This window comes from Pseudomonas sp. NUPR-001 (assembly GCF_052147955.1).
Classification (GTDB): Bacteria; Pseudomonadota; Gammaproteobacteria; order Pseudomonadales; family Pseudomonadaceae; genus Aquipseudomonas.
Map to the genome: position 1 here is coordinate 5,105,176 of NZ_CP197353.1, position 18,402 is coordinate 5,123,577.

The 18,402-nt window shown below is 59.9% G+C and carries 14 protein-coding genes; all 14 read right to left on the reverse strand.

Translation table 11 applies throughout. The annotated features are described in order from the left end of the window. Nucleotides 1-144: 144 nt before the first annotated feature. Complete coding sequence (locus tag ACP6KB_RS23510; RefSeq protein ID WP_442109682.1) at nucleotides 145-840, reverse strand: OmpA family protein; 696 nt, start codon at nucleotides 838-840, stop codon at nucleotides 145-147. Between the two features lie 96 nt (nucleotides 841-936). Then, nucleotides 937-1,581: an MBL fold metallo-hydrolase gene (locus tag ACP6KB_RS23515; protein WP_442109684.1), complete on the reverse strand. Its 645-nt coding sequence runs from the start codon at nucleotides 1,579-1,581 to the stop codon at nucleotides 937-939. Nucleotides 1,582-1,653: 72 nt separating this feature from the next. Continuing rightward, nucleotides 1,654-2,397 (reverse strand): hypothetical protein, encoded by a 744-nt coding sequence (locus ACP6KB_RS23520; RefSeq protein WP_442109686.1) that lies wholly within the window; start codon nucleotides 2,395-2,397, stop codon nucleotides 1,654-1,656. A gap of 76 nt (nucleotides 2,398-2,473) precedes the next feature. Then, the gene (locus ACP6KB_RS23525; RefSeq protein WP_442109688.1) at nucleotides 2,474-4,150 is read right to left on the reverse strand and encodes a DUF5666 domain-containing protein; all 1,677 of its coding nucleotides are present in this window, start codon (nucleotides 4,148-4,150) and stop codon (nucleotides 2,474-2,476) included. After that, nucleotides 4,147-4,983, reverse strand: coding sequence for a DUF6502 family protein (locus ACP6KB_RS23530; RefSeq protein WP_442109690.1), 837 nt, complete (start codon nucleotides 4,981-4,983; stop codon nucleotides 4,147-4,149). The genes ACP6KB_RS23525 and ACP6KB_RS23530 overlap by 4 nt, the downstream gene beginning before the upstream one ends. A 9-nt stretch (nucleotides 4,984-4,992) precedes the next feature. Further along, complete coding sequence (locus ACP6KB_RS23535) at nucleotides 4,993-5,679, reverse strand: hypothetical protein (RefSeq protein ID WP_442109692.1); 687 nt, start codon at nucleotides 5,677-5,679, stop codon at nucleotides 4,993-4,995. Nucleotides 5,680-5,904: 225 nt separating this feature from the next. After that, entirely contained in the window at nucleotides 5,905-6,597 is a 693-nt protein-coding gene (locus ACP6KB_RS23540) for a sensor histidine kinase (protein ID WP_442109694.1), read from the reverse strand. Beyond that, complete coding sequence (locus ACP6KB_RS23545; RefSeq protein ID WP_442109696.1) at nucleotides 6,594-8,201, reverse strand: response regulator; 1,608 nt, start codon at nucleotides 8,199-8,201, stop codon at nucleotides 6,594-6,596. The genes ACP6KB_RS23540 and ACP6KB_RS23545 overlap by 4 nt, the downstream gene beginning before the upstream one ends. A 106-nt stretch (nucleotides 8,202-8,307) precedes the next feature. Further along, nucleotides 8,308-9,387 (reverse strand): diguanylate cyclase domain-containing protein, encoded by a 1,080-nt coding sequence (locus ACP6KB_RS23550; RefSeq protein ID WP_442109698.1) that lies wholly within the window; start codon nucleotides 9,385-9,387, stop codon nucleotides 8,308-8,310. Between the two features lie 80 nt (nucleotides 9,388-9,467). After that, nucleotides 9,468-10,052 (reverse strand): MliC family protein, encoded by a 585-nt coding sequence (locus ACP6KB_RS23555; protein ID WP_442109700.1) that lies wholly within the window; start codon nucleotides 10,050-10,052, stop codon nucleotides 9,468-9,470. 74 nt (nucleotides 10,053-10,126) lie between these two features. Then, nucleotides 10,127-12,850: a LuxR C-terminal-related transcriptional regulator gene (locus tag ACP6KB_RS23560; RefSeq protein ID WP_442109702.1), complete on the reverse strand. Its 2,724-nt coding sequence runs from the start codon at nucleotides 12,848-12,850 to the stop codon at nucleotides 10,127-10,129. A gap of 205 nt (nucleotides 12,851-13,055) precedes the next feature. Continuing rightward, nucleotides 13,056-14,420: a DUF1329 domain-containing protein gene (locus ACP6KB_RS23565; protein ID WP_442109704.1), complete on the reverse strand. Its 1,365-nt coding sequence runs from the start codon at nucleotides 14,418-14,420 to the stop codon at nucleotides 13,056-13,058. Between the two features lie 27 nt (nucleotides 14,421-14,447). After that, the gene (locus ACP6KB_RS23570; RefSeq protein ID WP_442109706.1) at nucleotides 14,448-16,331 is read right to left on the reverse strand and encodes a DUF1302 domain-containing protein; all 1,884 of its coding nucleotides are present in this window, start codon (nucleotides 16,329-16,331) and stop codon (nucleotides 14,448-14,450) included. 337 nt (nucleotides 16,332-16,668) lie between these two features. Further along, the gene (locus tag ACP6KB_RS23575; protein ID WP_442109708.1) at nucleotides 16,669-18,351 is read right to left on the reverse strand and encodes a fatty acid--CoA ligase; all 1,683 of its coding nucleotides are present in this window, start codon (nucleotides 18,349-18,351) and stop codon (nucleotides 16,669-16,671) included. Nucleotides 18,352-18,402 lie beyond the last annotated feature (51 nt).

Genomic DNA, 18,402 nt, shown 5'->3' on the forward strand with positions numbered 1-18,402 from the left:
AGCGGGCTTGCCCCGCGATGCGATGTGGTTGACAGCCCGCGATCGCGGGGTAAGCCCGCTCCTACCGGCAGTCATCTGCTGGGGGCATGCAGCAATGCCAAAAAAAAAGGGGAGCTAAGCTCCCCTTTTCGTTGTGCGTGACGCTTACTGGTACTGCTGACCAGGAATCGGCTTGAGGTTGACCTCTACCCGACGGTTCTGCGCACGGCCATTGGCATCGGCGTTGCTGGCAATCGGCTGGTCCGGGCCCAGGCCGCGGGCAGATACACGGCTGGCATCGACGCCCTGCGAGGTCAGGTAGGACACCACCGATTGCGCACGGCGTTGCGACAGGTCCATGTTGTGCTGGCGGCTGCCAGTGCTGTCGGTGTAGCCGACCACTTCAATGGTGTTCTGGTTGAACTGTTTGAAGGAGTTGGCCAGGTTGTTCAGCGGCGAGTAGAAGCTCGGTGCGATGTTCGCAGAGTCGGTCGCGAAGGTGATGTTGCCAGGCATGATCAGCTTGATCTGATCGCCCTCACGCTGCACTTCAACGCCGGTGTTGGCCATGCTTGCACGCAGGGCCGCTTCTTGTTTGTCGGCATAGTAGCCGTAGCCTGCGGCAGCGGCACCGACGGCGGCAGCACCGATCAGTGCACCTTTACCACGGTTGTTATGGTCGATCGCGGCACCGGCAATGGCACCGGCCAGCGCACCCAGACCGCCGTACTTGGCGGTTTTGCTCATTCCGGTGGAGCCTTGTTGCGCCTGACCCTGCTCGTTGTAAGGGTTCTGGCCAGCGCAGCCAGTCATCAGGGCGGCAACGGTAGCGACGATAATCAAACGACGCATGGTGAACATGGACAAGCTCCTACTGTAATTCGAAAGTGCGGCAAACCGGATAGCGGTTGTATGCCAGGCTTGGATTGCAAAATAGTGGAAAAATTCCCTGGCGATTCAGGCGCGAACGAACGGGTTCTGGCGCATTTCATCACCCAGGCGTGTATCGGGGCCGTGGCCGGTGACCACCGTGGCGTCTTCATCCAGGGTGTACAGGCGCTGTTTGATCGAACGAACGATGGTGGCGTGGTCTCCGCCCCACAGATCCGTGCGGCCAATCCCGCGGCGGAACATGGTGTCGCCAGCGATCAGCAACTTGGCATCGGCGAACCAGAAACTCATCGAGCCCGGTGTATGCCCAGGCGTGTGCAAGGCGACTCCGCAACCACAGGCCAGCTCTTCGTCATCGGCCAGCCAACGGTCTGGCGCAGGTACAGGCGTGTAGGGCACACCGAACATCTGGCACTGCATTTCAAGGTTATCCCAGAGGAACTGGTCATCCTTGTGCAGGTGCAAGGTGGCGCCGGTCTTTTCCTTCAACTGCCCGGAGGCAAGGAAATGATCCAGGTGAGCGTGGGTGTGGATGATGCTCACCACCTTCAAACCATGAGCGTCCAGACGCGCGAGGATCTGCTCATGATTGCCGCCCGGGTCGACAACGATGGCTTTCTTGCTGATCGGGTCGCCAATAATGGTGCAGTTGCACTGCAACGGCCCGACCGGGAAGGTTTCGCGGATGAGCGAGGGTTTTCCGGCTTGCATGGGGTGTTCCTGTGAAATTGTGCTGTTTCGCCTGACGCGTTGGCAGGCATTGTACACAAGGCGCCGGGCCGATCAGAACGCATGAAAAATCATTAATCCACCCTCGGCATCCGGGCTGGCGTCGGAAAAACCCTTGACCGCATAGAGCTGGACCTTCCACTGCTGGCTGAGCTTATGGGTGACAAACAGGGTGAGTTCCTGAATCTGTGAACCGGTAGAAACGACTTTCTGGCGCCAGTCATAGGAAGCCCCCGCCGTGGTACGTACCGCCACCGGGGTAACGAAACCCAGACCGGCAAACACCGGGTCGTCGAAATCACTGTCAGGGGGATCGCCATACTTTTTCCAGCCCAAGGTGGCGAAGCCGGTCACCGGACCGAATGCCTTGGCAATATCCACCTGAGCGGTGTAGTCGGTTTCACCGGTGCCCAGGCATTGGTCTTCATCTGCGGTGGGGAATTTGACCTTGCCGATCAAGTCGACCAGCACACCGCCTTCACTGCCATCGAGCAGGGCGTAACCGGCACTGGCGACGGTGTCGCCCAAACCGCTTTCCACATCTCGGCAACCACCCGGTAACGGGTCGCCATCCGGCCCGACTTCGGGATTGGTGATGCGTAACCAGGGCACGGTGACCTTGTAGGTCATCGGGCCGGTTTCATACTTGCCCACTACCGGGACGTACCAGATTTCCGAGGTGGTCTCGGTGCCATAGTCACCACTTGAATAATCGAGGCCAATGGCTGTGCTGAAGGTATCGGCTACGGCGCCGTGGCTGAAAAACAGACTGGCAAGCAATGTGAGCGTGGGTCTCATCGTCACCTCAAGGTCTCAGCAGAAACACTGTCGGGCTTACCCAGCCTAGTTGCTAATTTGACCCCTGTGCTGGCTTCTAATGATCCGAACGCTCCGGGCGGTCTACTTTCTCGGCCTTCTCGGCTTTTTCCACTTTCTCGGGCTTTTCAACCTTTTCGACTTTCTCGACCTTCTCGGGTTTTTCGACCTTTTCTACTTTCTCAACCTTCTCGGGCTTTTCAACCTTTTCTACTTTCTCAACCTTCTCGGGTTTTTCGACCTTTTCTACTTTCTCAACCTTCTCGGGTTTTTCGACCTTCTCTACTTTCTCAACCTTTTCGGGCTTTTCGACCTTCTCCGCCTTCTCGACCTTCTCAGGCTTTTCGACTTTCTCTGCGTTCTCGACCTTTTCAGCTTTCTCGATCTTTTCCGGCCGCCCGCTGTGGTCCTCTTTCTCGGTCGTTTCCACTTTCTCGACGCGTTCTGACTTTCCGGAGTTATCCACAGCGTCGACCTTGCCATCGTCTTCACGCCCACTGCGCTCATCGCCACCATGGCTGCTGTCGCTACGCACGCTCTGAGTCTCAGCGCTGTGATCGCTGCTACCGCTTCCAGAGTTGTCCGTGCGCTGTTCGCTGTCGTCGTCCGAGTGATTGTTTCGTCCGGAGCGATCGCCAGCCGGTGTCTCGACACGGTCAGCATGAAGCTCGACGCGAGTTGCGCGCACCTCCCGTGCGCCGCTGAGCACGCCACTTACCCGCACGCGCTGATCCAGGGCCAACGCCGTGGGCTGTTCACCGACAAACACCGTGTCGCGCCCCAGCGTCACGTTGAAGCCACCCACTACCAGGCGCCGATCCTGTCGACCTTGCACCAGGCCTTCAACCACGACGTCGCGGACCCGACCGGCAAATGGCAGGCTTGGATCAGTCCGGGTTTGCGCCACTTCCAGCTGACGCCCTGACCACTGGCCACGCACCAGCACTTCCGGCGCCGCTGCAACGCGGCTGCCCAGTTTCAGCCCCTGGAGGCTTCCGTTGCGGTCAATCGAGCCAATCGCACTGGCCGCCTTGAGGCCCGGCGCACGCTCGATGCGGCTGGCCACAACCTCGCCATTGGCGCTACGCAGCCCACTGACCTTGACCGGCTCACCGGGGCGCAGTCCTTGCGCCACCCGTGCACCATTGGCCAGGCGCACGGGTTGGCCCATCACCCGCAGCGGCGTTGAAGCACCGGGCAACGCGGTCAGCGGCCCCTCATACACGTGCAGAATTGCAATCCGCCCAGCCTGCAGGCCGCGCTGGGTGGCGAACGATTCCACGGCAACCACCTGGCCGATGGCCAAGTGTTCCGCGCTGGAGGCAACGCCGTTTTCACTCACGGGTACATCTTTGCTGAAGTGCACTTCCATGCCGTTGAGGCAAATGGAGGCAAACCCGGTGATGGTGCCGACGATCCCGGTGCCACCACTGCCGCCGGGTGAGCCGATCGGCATACCGGTACCGCCGGTTCCACCGGGACGCAGCTGTTGCGGTGCACCACTGCCACCGACCCCGCCATCGTCGTAGTCGATACCGGTACCGCCTGTGCCCCCAGGCCGGGCTCCGGTTCCGCCAATTCCACCAGGCGCCTGTACGCCGGCAGCGTCGGTCATCCCCACTTCATCGCGGCTGATGCACGCTGGCGCTGCACTAGCCCATGAAGGCAGCCCCAGGCTCAACGCGAAGCCCAGGACCATGGCAACGGTGTGAAAACGGCGCAGAGGCGAGGTCATGGATCAGGCGCCGTCGGTGAAGTGGGCTCAGTGTAGAAATACAGCCCGATGGTGATGCGCTGACGCGGGTCAAGGCTGGACAGATCTTGGGCTTCCAGGTCAGCGGCAAGCCGACTGAAGCCGAGCAGCGTCTGCATGCCGTCACCGGCCACCACCTCGCGCAAGGCTTCGACACTGGCTGGGCTCAAGGCATCGTAGTGCACGCTGCGCTCAAAGAAGGGTTGGGCCTGCTCAGTCAGGTTATGCACCGCAGCGCAAGCGTGGTCGTGCAGGTTGTGGCCCAGGTAGGCGGCTTTCTCATCAAAGCCTTTCTGTGGCACAAACGCCTGGGCCTGAAGGTGCACGCAATCCTGATCGTCCAACTGCACCACACCCAGGCGCAACCATTCGTCGAGCACCACCCGCGCGCGAATGTCGGTACTGACCTGCGCCACCAATGCATCGAAAGAGGCCTCGCCGCCAACACTGGCCAACCTCGGTAGAGGCAACGCCTGGCCGGCTTGCTTGCAGAACGGTGCGCAGTTGGTCCAGGCGTTGACCAACTGCGCACCCAGGGTAATGTTCTCCGGCAGCGCCATGCTCGCCGTATCGCCTTCATGACGCAGGCGCCTGACATCCTTACGATGGACGCCGGTGAGCAAGCTGATGCGGCTGTCACTCGCGGCTTTGTCGTCCAGACGAAACTCGCGGTCAGCCACATCGACAAAGACCTCCTTGAGCAGGTCGGCGAACACCGTATAGGTGACGCCTTTGCGAAGCATCAGCCGCACCAGAGGCCGCATGACACGTCGCAAAGCGCTCAATAGCGAAGGAGGAAGCGTTGGTGCTTGCATTGCCTTCAATCAGCTCCTGCCGTTGTCGTCACCAGGTTCGCCGCCGACGTGATTGCCACGGTCATCACCCGGTTCGCCACCCACATGCTCACCACGGTCATCGCCAGGCTCACCGCCCACGTGATTGCCATGGTCGTCGCCAGGTTCGCCGCCAACATGATTACCATGGTCATCGCCGGGCTCACCACCCACATGATTGCCATGGTCATCACCGGGCTCACCACGAGCGTGATTGCCATGATCATCACCAGGCTCTGAATGGTTGCTGCTGCGCCCGGAGTTCGAGTTGCTGGCGTGCCCTTGCCCGGCATCGCCATGGTCGCTGCCGCTATGACCGCTGCCACCGCTGCTACCACTGCCGTTGCCAGCATGGCCACCACCATTGCCGCTTCCACCATGGCCGCCTGACCCTCCGCTGCCGCCGCCGTGACCACCGCCACCACTGCCGCCACCGTGACCGCCGCCACCACCTCCGCCGTGGCCGCCACCTCCGCCACCATGGCCGCCACCGCCACCACCGCCGTGACCACCCCCGCCACCGCCACCGCCATGTCCCCCACCTCCGCCGCCACCATCTTTGGCGTAGGCGCTGGAGCTATGGGAAATCGTATCGGGGATCAAAACGAGGGAGGCCGACAGCACGCCGCCGATGGCCATCGCCAGTAGAGCTTTGTTGAACAGCCGGTAAGTCTGCATCTTCCGTCTCCTGGTCATTCACCGCGAGAAACGCCACATCAAGCCGGGACTGGTTTTGACTTGTTCTGAATTCTTTGCGTGGGAAATTTTCCCACATCAAAAACCTAGACCTCTTTCATCAGCGCTTCAAGCTGCGCGCAAGAAAGCCGACCAGTGGAGCAGACACGGTGGGAGATACCAGTCTTGATCATCCGGTGTGGGAGCGGGCTTGCCCCGCGAGCGATCCTACGGCAGGTAAAGTGTGAACAGCCCACCGCCCAACGGCCCGCCGTTGGCAATCTCGATATGCCCCTTGACCCCATTGCGCTCGTGCAGCGCGGCGATACGCGCGGCAAAGTACAGCCCCAGGCCGGTGCTGCCACTTTGCGCATCAATGCCCTGCACATAGTCGTGTTGGCGTTCAAGCATATAGGTCGGGAAACCCGGGCCGTCGTCGTTGATGCTCAACAGCAACTGCTCGCCTTCTTCGCTGACCGTGATCAACAGGGTGTGACCGGCATAGCGGATGGCATTGTTGAGGATGTTGGCCACCACTGAGCTCACCAGCTCGCGGTCAAAAAAGCCCAACGGGCTGGCAGTTTCGATGCGCCAGCTGGCAAGAATGTCGCGGTGCTGCAGCAGGTTCTGTTGGGCGGCCAACTGCGCCTCGATGAAATCATCCAGCTCGTGATAGTCCGGACACATTGGCAATTGATTGACGCCCAGTTTGTATAGCCCCAGCAACTGCACCAACATGCCATTCAGGTGAGTGAACTCATGCTCCATCACCCCCTGCTCGCTGCCGCTGCGCTGCGCTTCTGGCAAGCGTGCCAACCACTGGCTGTGGGCCTGGGTCAGGGCTGACAGGGAGTTTTTCATGTCGTGTACGGTGGAGGCGATCACCGTGGAAAAATCCAGCCCCTGGTTGTTCTGGTTCATGCGCCAAAGGCTCGAATGTGCAGTTTACGGTAGCGCTCGTAACGGCTATCGCTCTCGGGGATACCGGCGACGCAGGTCAGGCAGGCGCGGCATTCGTCCATGATGGCTTCTGGTGGTGTTTCACCGCCAATGCGCAACAGCGCCTGAGCCGTGTTGAGGGCGATACTGATGTTCTTTGGCTGCAGCTTCAGGGCCCGGCGGAACAGCCCCAGCGCTTCACTGAGTTGCCCGCCCTGATAGCTGCGCACACCTTGACGGTTAAGATCGACAGCCTCGGTTACCGCCCCCAGTACAGAGGCGTCATCGGTCAAGCGCGAAACGCTCTGCATCACCTTGGGGTCGTCGCCGTAGGTCTCTACACAGCTTTTCAGAATCGAAGTGCCAGCTGATTCCTGTCCGAGCTTTTGCAACTGGGTCGCCACCACCAAGGCTGCCTCAACAGAGAAAAACTGCTCCATCTTGTCCAGCCGGGCCATGGCCTGCTCGGTCAGCTTGGCGGCGGTTTCGGCATCACCGGCCTGCTGCAGGCTGGCGGCTTTCATCAGCCGCGCACGCACCTGCAAACCCTGGTCTTCAACGTTTTCCTTGGCCACTTCGCTGAGCACCGTGTTGATCTCGACGCGGGTACGCGCGTCCAGGCCGTTACCGGCATTCTTGTTCATCAGCGCCTGGACCAGGCCGAGGTTGCTCTCCGGGTCTTTGTAGCGTGAACTCTGCCCCTGGTTGACCGCATGCCGATAGGCTTTTGACGAGGTATCGAAGTCGTCATTGCCCAGCGCCAGCTTGCCCAGCATCATCTGCCGGCGTACCGCCAGCGGCGACAAACGCACCGCTTCTTCCAGCACACCCTGAGCGCGCTTGGTTTCTCCCAACGCGACCAACACTTCCGCCAGCCCGTCGTAGAGCCCCGGCATCATCGGGAAGGCCTTCAGAGCCTGCTCGTAAACGCCCTGGGCCTGGGAAAATTGGTTGCGCTTGTGCAGCAGGCTCCCCAGCGCCGCATAGGCCCAAGGCGTGGCCCGGCTGGAGATAATGGTGGTGAGGAACTTCTCCAGCTCGTCGTACCGATTCAACGCCCGCAATGCATCGGCACGGTAACGCAAACACAGGGGCGCAAAACGCGGGTCTTTCTTGCACAGCTCGGCGCACGCGGCCAACACTTCGGCCGGGCGGCCGCGGTCCAGGGCCTGCAGAATCGGCTTGAGCAAGGTCTTGCGCTGCACCAGTTTTTCCAGACGCTGCGCCAGGCCGATACGGTTGAACGGCTTGGTCAGGTAGGCGTCCGGTTCATGTTCCAGGGCACTGAGAACAATGGCCTGGCTGGTTTCGGCAGTCACCATGAGAAACACGCACTCATGGCTGATCAACTTGTCGAGGATCAGGTCCTCAAGCACCTGCTGGCCGTTCTTCTTGCCATCACCGAGGTGAAAGTCCTGAAGGATAAAGTCATAGCGCTTCTGCGCGCACATGCGCAGCGCCTGCTCACCGCTGTCAGCGGTGTCGACATCACGCACCCCCAGCTCGCGCAGCATGGAGCGCGCAGAGCTGCGGAAATCCGAGAAATCGTCGACGATCAGAAAACTTTTTTGGCTGTAGACCTGCATCCACGCAACCTGACATGACAAATAAAAAAAGGATGCACAGACCGCAACAATCACAGGCTGGCTTCGCGGGTGAATCCGGCGTGACCTGAAGGGCTCGTGCCTGGCGTTATGCGCAGACACCTGTGTTGGCAAGGCGGAACTGATTGTCACCGCTGCGTTTGGCCTGATACATGGCCAGGTCCGCCAGGTGAATCAGTGTGTCCATCGTTGCGGCATGATCGGGATAGACCGCCACTCCCAAGCTGGTACCCACCTGCAACATCTCACTGGAAATGATCATGGGAAACGCCAGTGACTCGATCACATTGCTGCAAATCAGGTGCACTTCTTCCTCCACGCCCTCCCCAGGAGAAAACCCTTCAAGGATCAGCACGAACTCATCGCCACCGATCCTGGCCACAGTATCGGCCGTGCGCAGCATTTGCTTGAGCCGTTTGGCGACAAACATCAGCACCTGGTCGCCAATGGCGTGCCCATGAAGGTCATTGATGTCTTTGAAATCGTTGAGGTCGAGAAAGGCTAATGCCACCCGCGTGTTGGTCAGCCGGGCTTTCTCCACGGCCAATGCCAGGCGCTGCTCGAACACCAGGCGATTGGGCAGTCCGGTCAACACATCGTTGTGGGCCAGGTTATGTAGCTGGTTCGCCCAGGCTTTTTCTTCGGTGATGTCGCGAACCACGCCCATCATTTTTACCGCCACACCCTGGGCGTTGCATACCACGTTTCCGGTCTCGCGCAGCCAGCGAATACTGCCGTCGGGCCAGACCACGCGGTACTCCTCATCGTGGTTTTCACCGGTTGCAATGCAGCGCAATTCACCGGCCCGCACCTGGGCGCGGTCATCCGGATGCACGCTGGCGCAAAAGCGCTCATAGCTGGGGACGATTTCCCCGACCTGATAGCCAAACATGGGATAAATAGCATCGGACCAGTAGAGCTTTTCCGTATCGATATCCCAGTCCCAGGTACCGATACGGGCAAAATACTGGCTGCGCTTGTAGCGATCGATATCTTCTGGCAGCACAGCGCTACCCAGCGCTTGCCCCCCGCTCAGCGTATCCAGATGCTGACGGCATTCACGCAACTGCCGCCCGAGCTCACGCCCGCGCAGCAACGCACGTACCCACAGGATCGACACGACCCCCAAACCAATCCATGGCGCGACGATGTACAGCGTCTGCGTCATCACGAAGCGCTCTAAAATGATAGCAAGCAGCCATCATCTTCGATCCTCAGGTCGGCGTAAAGCCTGGCATCGGTGTTGGCTCAGCGCGCCACCTGGCAGGTCAGTTCGGCGCCGTACCATTTCACTTTCGCTTCGCCTTGATGCTCCCAGAACTCGACGCCCTGGGCACCGTACTTGCTGCCACTGGCCGAAGGTTGGGCAATAGCGATGGTTTGGTCATCACCATACGTGAGCACTGCCGCCTGGGGCTCGAGTGTGTTGTAAAACACGGCGGTAAAGGCTTTGCTGTCGTCGTTGCAGTCAAACTCCACGGCTGCGGGCACCTGTACCGCGCCAGACTGGATCTGCAATTTGACGATACGCACCTGATACTGCTCCAGTACGCAGGCATCGACATCACTGGCTTTCCAGCATTCATCACGACCCTTGATCCAGCCGCGCTGGGTGGCCTTGAGCTGCTTTTGCGACTCGCTGTCGGCTTGCCCGAGCACGCGTTTGTAGAGCGCCGCAAGCTCACGATCGAGCTTGCTCAATTGGGGGCTTTGGCACACCTTGAGCGCCACACCTTCGGCCTTGTCACATGAGAATGACGGTCCGTCTGCCGCCAGCGCTAGGGTTGTGGATAACCCGCAGGTCAACAGCACCAGAGTGCAGACACGGAACATGGCAGAGCCTCCAGCAGGAATGATCCTGCCACAGAGTACAGCAGAAACTCCCCTGCTGGCCGCACATCCGCTCGTCAGGCCAGCAAGCCCAACGCCTTGGCCCGCGCAACAGCCTGAGTGCGTCGCTCGACACCCAGTTTGCTGTTGATATGACTGGCGTGGGTTTTGACCGTGTGCAGCGAAATGAACAAGCGCTCACTGATTTCCTGGTTGGAGCAGCCTTGGGCGATCAACTCCAGCACAGATTTCTCCCGGGCGCTCAACGCTTCGCAACTGCCGTTGGACACTTCCGGGGTATCCACCGCCGGTAACAATGACAGCAGGCTGGCCTGGGTCGGGCTGGCGGGTTGTATCAGCAGTTGTTCACGTAACCATTGCGGGTGCTCCTGCAGCAACCGCTGGAACGCCTGCAAGGATCCACCGCGTCCGGCTTCCAGGGCCAATCCCAGCAGATCACGGGCCTGCGAGTCGTTATTGTTGGCCAGCAACAAGCCCATCCATTGGCACAACGCCGTCACACACAGTAACTGCCCGCCACTGGCCTGACCGCGTTCCACCAGCGCTTGCAAGCGCTGCGCAGACAGCGCCAGGCGCCCCTGAGTACGTTCGAGCAAAGCCTGCTGCAGTTCGATATGCAACCCCAGCAGCGGATGAAACTCGGGGGCTGCGGCCGCCTTCTGGCCGCTATAGGTCTGGCTCAGGCGCAACAACCAAGACTCGGCCAGGTCAGTACGCCCCTGCCCCAACCAGAGCTCGCATTTAACCAGGGTAATCATCGCCAGATAGAAAATCGGCGGTACATCCCAGATGTGCATCAACCGCTCAGCCTCGGCCAACTCGGTGAAGGCTTCGGTAAAACGCCCCTCGCGCCCATCCATTGAGGCAATCACGCAATGACCGATCAGCACGCTGATATCACGGCAAGCCCGCGCCTCGGCCAGACCGGCACGTAAACGGCTGCGGCCAGCTTGGGTTTGCATACGCGCGGCCAACAAGTAGCCCTCGTACAAGGTCAGGCGCGCGCGCACCGCATACAGGCGCTGCGCCGATAATCCCTGCAAGCGCTGCAGGCCCTGGTGCACTTCATCCAGGGCGCGCAACACTTCACCACGCGCATGCAGCACCCGTGCACGGTCGTAGTGTGCCAAGGCTTCAAACAGCGGATTGCCAACGCGCTGCGCCAACTCCAGCGCCTCGCGGTTGCAACTGCGCGCCCGTGAAAAGTCAGCCTCGACGATGGCCAGGTTGGAGAGTGTCGACAAACACACCAGACGCTGGCCATAGCGTTTTTGCGGCAGGCTGCGCAGGGCTTCGATGCAATAGGCGCGGGTGCGCTCTCGATCACCACGGCCACGGGCGATGACACCGCTTAACGCCAGCCATTGCGCTAGCATCGAGCGCTGAGCTGTTGCCGACGGCGCAGGCAAAAAGCGCGTCAGATGACTGGCCAGCTCTTCGGCCGCGTCGAGCTGCCCGGCCAGACCCAAGGCCCAGCTGTACAACACAATCAGCCGTGGTGTGCTGATCAACAGGCTGTCGGGCAGGTCCATCTTCCAGCGCAGCAACATCCCGACGTTCTGCTCGGCCAGCAGTTGCTCTTCCGACAGGTTCTGGACCAGGTTGGCAGCGACATCCAGATGCCCGGCGCGCAAGGCCTGCTCTACCGCTTCATCGAGTAAGCCCTGGTTGTGAAACCAACGGCAGGCGCGCAGGTGCAGGCTCGAGAGTGGCAGGCTGGGCTGGCGGCTGCGCAACAGGTCGGAAAACAGATGGTGGTATCGGTACCAACGACCATTTTCATCCAGTGGCACCAGAAACACCTGATGCGTCTGCAGGTAAGCGATGATCTCGGCGCTATCGTGACTCTCACGCAGGGCATCACACAGTTCACTGCAGAAGCGTTCCTGGCAGGCCGTGTCGTTGAGAAAGGCCTGAACCTCGGCGGGCAGAATGTCGATCACTTCTTCAAGCAGGTAATCGCGAATCAGCCCCTCGCCACCGTGCAAGGCCTGAGGCAAGGCACTGTCGCCGCCCGCCTCGCTGCTCGCCAGTTGCCAGAAACGCAGCCCGGCAATCCAGCCGTCGCTGCGCAGGATCAAGTTGTCCAGCGCCTGGCCGCGCAAGCCGCTGGGCTGCTGGCCCAATACAGCCAGCGACTCTTCGGGCGTCAGGCGCAGGTCCTGTTCGCTAAGTTCAAGTAACTGGCGTGACAGTCGCAGGCGCGCCAAGTGCCAATCCGGGCGCAAGCGGCTGGTCACCAACAGGACCAACCCGGGTGGCAGATGATTGAGGAAGAACTGCAGGCAGCGATCGAGCACCGGGCCCTGTGCCAGATGATAGTCATCCAGTACCAGCAACAACGGATTGTGCGGCTGCAGATGTTGAGCCAGCTCATCGAGCAAACCGTCCAGCCACTCTTCAAAGGCGAAGGGTTGATGGCGCTGCCGCATCTTCAGCAGGCCAAGGGCCTGGCCGCCCAGAGCCGGGCAATACTGCTGCAAGCCTTCAAGCAGCCGTTCAAGAAAGCGCCCGGGGTCATTGTCTCGGCGGCTCAAACCCAGCCACAGGCTGCTCCAATGGTTGGGCAAGCCTTGGCAGAACTCGACAGCCAGCGAGCTTTTGCCAAATCCCGCTGGCGCATTGACCAATAACAAACGGCCACCCAGCCCCGACTGCAAGCGCTGGCATAAACGCGCCCGAGGCACATGCCCTTCAGGCAGTGGCGGACGATAGAAGCGTCCCTCCAGGACGTCCATGGCCTGGCTGGCGAACCCTTGCGTACGGGACAGATCAGTCATGGCCGGCTCGTTTTAGTTAGAGATTCTTCGGCGGTACGATCTGGGCAGACTAACGGGTTAAAACGCACATTTGAAGATGATTGCCGCGCATTGCGGCAAAAAGACTACAACAAAAAGCAACAATGCCGTTTGTGTATGACAGGGCATAAACAGAAACGCCCCGGCAAGCCGGGGCGTTCTGGGAGATCACACGGAGGTTTGTAACTTAGCGCACACCTTCCTGGCGAAGCGCTGCGGGCTGGAAGTCGCTGATGCTGGCCGAGAATCCGAAGTCGTAAGCCTTCTTCTCCTCGTTCTTCATGCCCAGTGCCAGATAGCGACCCGACTGCAGGTCGTAAATGGCTTCCAGGGTGTACCACGGCACCTGGACGTTGTAGTAGTCCTGGGAGTGGGCCTCGGAAACGCGCCACAGTTGATCACGACCGTCGTACTGGTCGATCACTGCAGCCTGCCAGGTGTCTTCGTCGATGTAGAAGTCACGCTTGGCGTAGATATGACGCTGACCCGGCTTCAAGGTGGCAACCACGTGCCAGACACGGCGCAACTCGTAGCGGCTCAGGTCCTGGTTGATGTGCCCAGGCTTGATGATATCGGCGTACTTGAGCTTCGGATCGTCGAGCTTGTAGCTGTTGGAGGCAATGTACATCTCTTTCTTGCCTTCCAGCTTCCAGTCGTAGCGGTCTGGTGCACCGTTGAACATGTCCAGGTTGTCGGAAGTACGCAGGCCATCGGCTGCGGTACCCGGGCCATCGTAGGACACTTGAGGCGCCTGGCGCACACGACGCTGACCGGCGTTGTAGACCCACGCTTTACGCGGCTCCTTGACCTGGTCGAGGGTCTCGTGGACCAACAGCACGGTACCGGCCAGGCGCGCTGGCGCGGTTACCTTCTGCTTGAAGTAGAACAACACGTTGCCGGGGTTGGCCGGGTCGTAGCCCTTGATCTTGTCACGGAAGACAAACTGATCCTGGAAGTACACCAGGCTGTAGGAGCCATTGGTTTGCGGCGTGGCCTGGGTCACCAGGCGGGTTACGCTGCCCCCGCGATAGCGGGTGATGTGGTTCCAGATAACTTCAACGCCACTTTTGGGAATCGGGAACGGCACCGCCGTGGTGAAGTTCTCCAGGCCGTTGCCGCCGGCGACCAGGTTGGTGCTGGTGGCGTTTTTCTTGATGTCGGCGAACACCTGATCCGGCACGGTCGATCCGCGGTGGGTCGGGTACACCGGAATCTTGTAGCTGTCAGGGTAGCGCTTGAGCATTGCCACCTGGCCTGGGGACAGCTTGTCTTTGTACTGGTCGACGTTCTGCGCGGTGATGGTGTAAAGCGGTTTTTCACCCGCATACGGATCGGCCAGGAAGCCCTTGGCGTCAACGGCACCGGCATTTTTGCCCAGTGGCTTCCAGGCACTGATCGAACCATCGGCGTTACCAGCCTTCTCCGCGCCCATTGGCGTCAGGGTAGTGCCGAGCTTGGCCGCCTCGTCGGCGGACACTGCCGCCATGACGCTGGTGGCCAGCAGCGACAGGCCCAATACACCGGCTTGCAGCAGATTCTTGGTCATTTTCATGTTCATGCTCATCCTGAATCCGTGTTCTTAGAAGTTCACGCCGAAGCTGAGGGCGATGAAGTCGCGGTCATCCACGGTGCTGTACTTGCCGTCGAAGAAGTTGGTGTACGACAGGCTGGAGGTGTAGGTGTTCTGGTACTCAGCGTCCAGACCCAGGCTGATCGCCTTGCGCCCTTCCTCGAAGTTGCCACCTGGACCCGGGGAGTAGCCAGAAACGTCATGCGACCAGGCCACGTTAGGCTTGAGGTTGACCCCGGCGAACACGTCGTTGTAGTCCCAGATCGCACGGGCGCGGTAACCCCAGGAGGTGCTGGTGGTGAAACCGTCGTTCTCGCATTTACGCGACAGGTTGGTCGTCGGAGCGTTGTTGCCTGCGCCGCTGATGGTCCGGCCGTTGAGGAACTCACAGGTGTTGAGCGGGCCAGTCGGCTCCAGTGGGCCAGGGCCGAACACCGGGTCGCGGCCATAACGCATCTTGTGCGCGCTCTCCAGGCCACCAACGTGGGTCACACCGACCTCACCCACCACGGTCAGACGGCTGGCGCCCATGACCTGGTCGAAGAAGTGAGTGAGTGTGGTCTGGAACTGGGTGATTTCCTTACGGGTATAGCCGTGCTGGTCCTGGCCTGGCACGCCCTTGAGCAGCGACGCGTTGCCCAGGCCTGGGATTGGCGTAACACCGGAGTAAAGGATGTCGGTGGTATTGAGCTGCACCGGCGCGTTCGGGCGGTAGCTCAGCTCACCGCTCCACGCCGTACCGGTAGGCAGGGTGGTGGAGAAGCTCAGGCCGTACAGGCGAATGTCTTCAGGGTACTCGACGAAGTACTGCGAGTTACCGGCAACAATCAGCGGTGCCAATGGCTGCAGGTTAGTCGGCAGGTTTTGCAAGCCGGCATACACCGACGGATCGGCACCCGTGGCACTGAAGATCGGCGCACGGCTGTGGTAGTTCATGAAGTAGGCACCGAACTCGGTGTCCAGCGGTTCGAACATATAGCGAAACGCAACACCGAACTGGCCGCTGTCACGCGCATCACGGTCCGGACCACGGTCGACTTTCACGCCTTCTGCGTTGATATCGACACCCTGGCTTGCAAGGAAGCCCAGTGCCTGTGGTGGCAGGCTGCGGCTGCTGTTGAGCAGACGCAGGTTGTCGGTACAGCCGTCAGCGATGACGTCCGGTTGCGAGAAGAAAGTGCCACAGTTGTCGACGACGGTCTGGTCCCATTCGATCTGGTAGAAGGCTTCTGCCGACAGGTTGTCGGTCAGGCTCTGCGAGACGTAGAACATGTTGACCGGAATCAGGCCTTCCTTGACTTCAGCACCTGGGCGGCGGAACGCGGCAACGTCGATCGGGTTGATCGAGTTGATACCGCCGCCGATGAAGGTACTTTCACCCCAGCTGACCACCTGCTTGCCCAGACGCACCGAGCCTGGCTGGTCGGCAATGGAGTAGTTGTGGTACACGAAGGCGTCGAGAATCTCGCCACCGGCGGACTTGGCGCCCTCTTTGCGATTGGAATCGCTGATGTCCTTGAACGGACGGCTTTCGTCCTTGAGTTCGAAGTCATACCAGTACTTGCCACGGACGAACACACCGGTGTCGCCGTACTTGAGCTCCAGGTCATGGATGCCCTTGAAGATCTTCGAGAAGGTCTCACCGCGTTTGAAGTTCAGGTGGCCATCGTCGGAGGTTTGCGACAAACCTTTACCGCCGTTGTTGACGCCAATCAGATTCTGGTTCGGTTTCTCGGTAGACCAGCTCGCCCCGATAGACAGAGACGAGTCGAACGACCCTTCGATTTCACCGATGTTGAAACTGACGCCGAATGCAGGACCGGCGAGCGTAGAAGCGAGGCTGACAGCCAAGGGCAATTTTGCCCGGCGCCAGAACAGATTTACTGATGTCATCGACGCTACTCCATGTACTTTCTTTATTTTTATGGCAGTGAGTCCTTTGCAGAAACGCCTTAATCGACGGGTGTAAGTGCACCGAAATCGTCGAGCAAGTGGCCAGGCACATGCATGTGCAGCCCCCCATTCCTGAAAATCCCCTGACCCGACTATAGCCAGCAGGTACTCCTGCTAGATCCCTCTAAAGTGTGATTTGTATGTTTACTGATACAACGCTGCAGTAGGAGCAGGCCTACTTGCTGGCTGGGCAAGCATGGCTGAAATTTGTCATATGACAAGGCGAAAATGTGTCTAGCCTGCGGGTCGCACTCGGTCGAGCGCGACCCGCAGCAGCTTAGAGGGTAGAGAGGAAGGCGCTGTTACTGGCTTGCCATTGGGTGATGTCCAGGCGGATGCGCTTCTTGTCGAGCTTGCCGACACTGGTCTTGGGAATTTCAGTAACAAGCGCTATCTGACTGGGGATCGCCCACTTGTTGATGTGCCCAAGTTCAACGAATGGCTTGAGGTGTTCCTTGAGTGCCTTGGCATCGATAACCTGCTGTTCATGCACCACCAACAGGGCAAAAGGCCGCTCGCCCCACTGTGGATCGGCAACCCCGACCACGGCCACTTCGCGGATCGCCGGATGACGGCTGATGAGGTCTTCAAGCTCCAGCGAGGAGATCCACTCTCCGCCGGTTTTGATCACATCCTTGATACGGTCACGAATGTCGATCACGCCCATGCTGTCGAGGGTGGCCACATCGCCAGTGTGTAACCAGCCGCCCTGCCACAGCTCGGCGCCCTTCTCCGGTTCGCGGAAATACCCCATGGTCAGCCAGGGTGCTCGCAGCACCAGCTCTCCCTGGGTTTCACCGTCATGAGGCAGAAATTTCCCTTCAGTATCGACAATTGCAGACTCAACCAGCGGCACCGGTACACCGGCCTTGATTCGGTAGGTAATGCACTCATCTTCGCTACCGGCCAGCAACTCTTCGTTCAGGTGCGCGCAAGAAACCAACGGGCAAGTTTCCGACATGCCGTAAGCGGCGGTCAGTTGAATGCCACGGGCCTTGGCCGCCTCGTACAAGGCGCGGTTCAGCGCACTGCCGCCAATGATGATCTTCCAGCCACCGAAGTCCTGACCTTGCGCGCCTTTGGCATTGAGCAGCATCTGCAGAATGGTCGGTACACAATGGGAAAAGGTGACCTTCTCCTTACGCCACAGCTCGCAGAGCATTTCCGGCTCGTAGCGCCCTGGATACACCTGCTTGACCCCGAGCATGGTGGCCACGTACGGGATACCCCAGGCATGCACGTGGAACATCGGGGTGATCGGCATGTACACATCGTCACTGCCGAGCAAGCGCACGCTGTCGATACTGCCAGTAACCGACGCTGCGGCCAGGGTGTGCAGCACCAACTGGCGGTGGGTGAAGTACACGCCTTTGGGGTTGCCGGTGGTGCCAGTGGTGTAGAAGGTGGTGGCTACCGAGTTTTCATCAAAATCTGGAAAGTTGTAGACCGGGCTCGCCGCAGCCAGCAGTTGCTCATACTCGCCGATCAGGTTCGGCAACTCTGCCGTTTTGCTCTCGGCGTCGGTCAGCAGCAGGGTTTTCTCGACGGTGGTCAGTTGCCCGGCGATGCCTTGATACAAGCCGACAAAGTCGCTGTTGACCAGCACGAAGCGGTCGTCAGCGTGGTTCATGGTGTAGAGGATCTGTTCCGGTGACAGGCGCACGTTGATGGTGTGCACCACCGCGCCGATCATCGGAATGGCAAACATGCATTCCAGGTAACGATGGCTGTCCCAGTCCATCACCGCGACGGTGTCACCGGCCTTTACACCGGCCTCGGTCAGCACGTTGGCCAGGCGCGCGATGCGCTCGTTGAGGGTCAGGTAGCTATAGCGCAATTGATCGCGATAGACGATCTCGCGGGTTTTCTCGTAGCGGCTGCCAGACAACAGCAAGCGTTTGATCAACAGCGGATACTGATAAGCGTCCTCGGCAGGCGCAATGACACGAGTCTGCAACATAAGAGTCCCTTTTCTAGAGTGCACGAGTTGGGCAAGACATGACCCACTCTA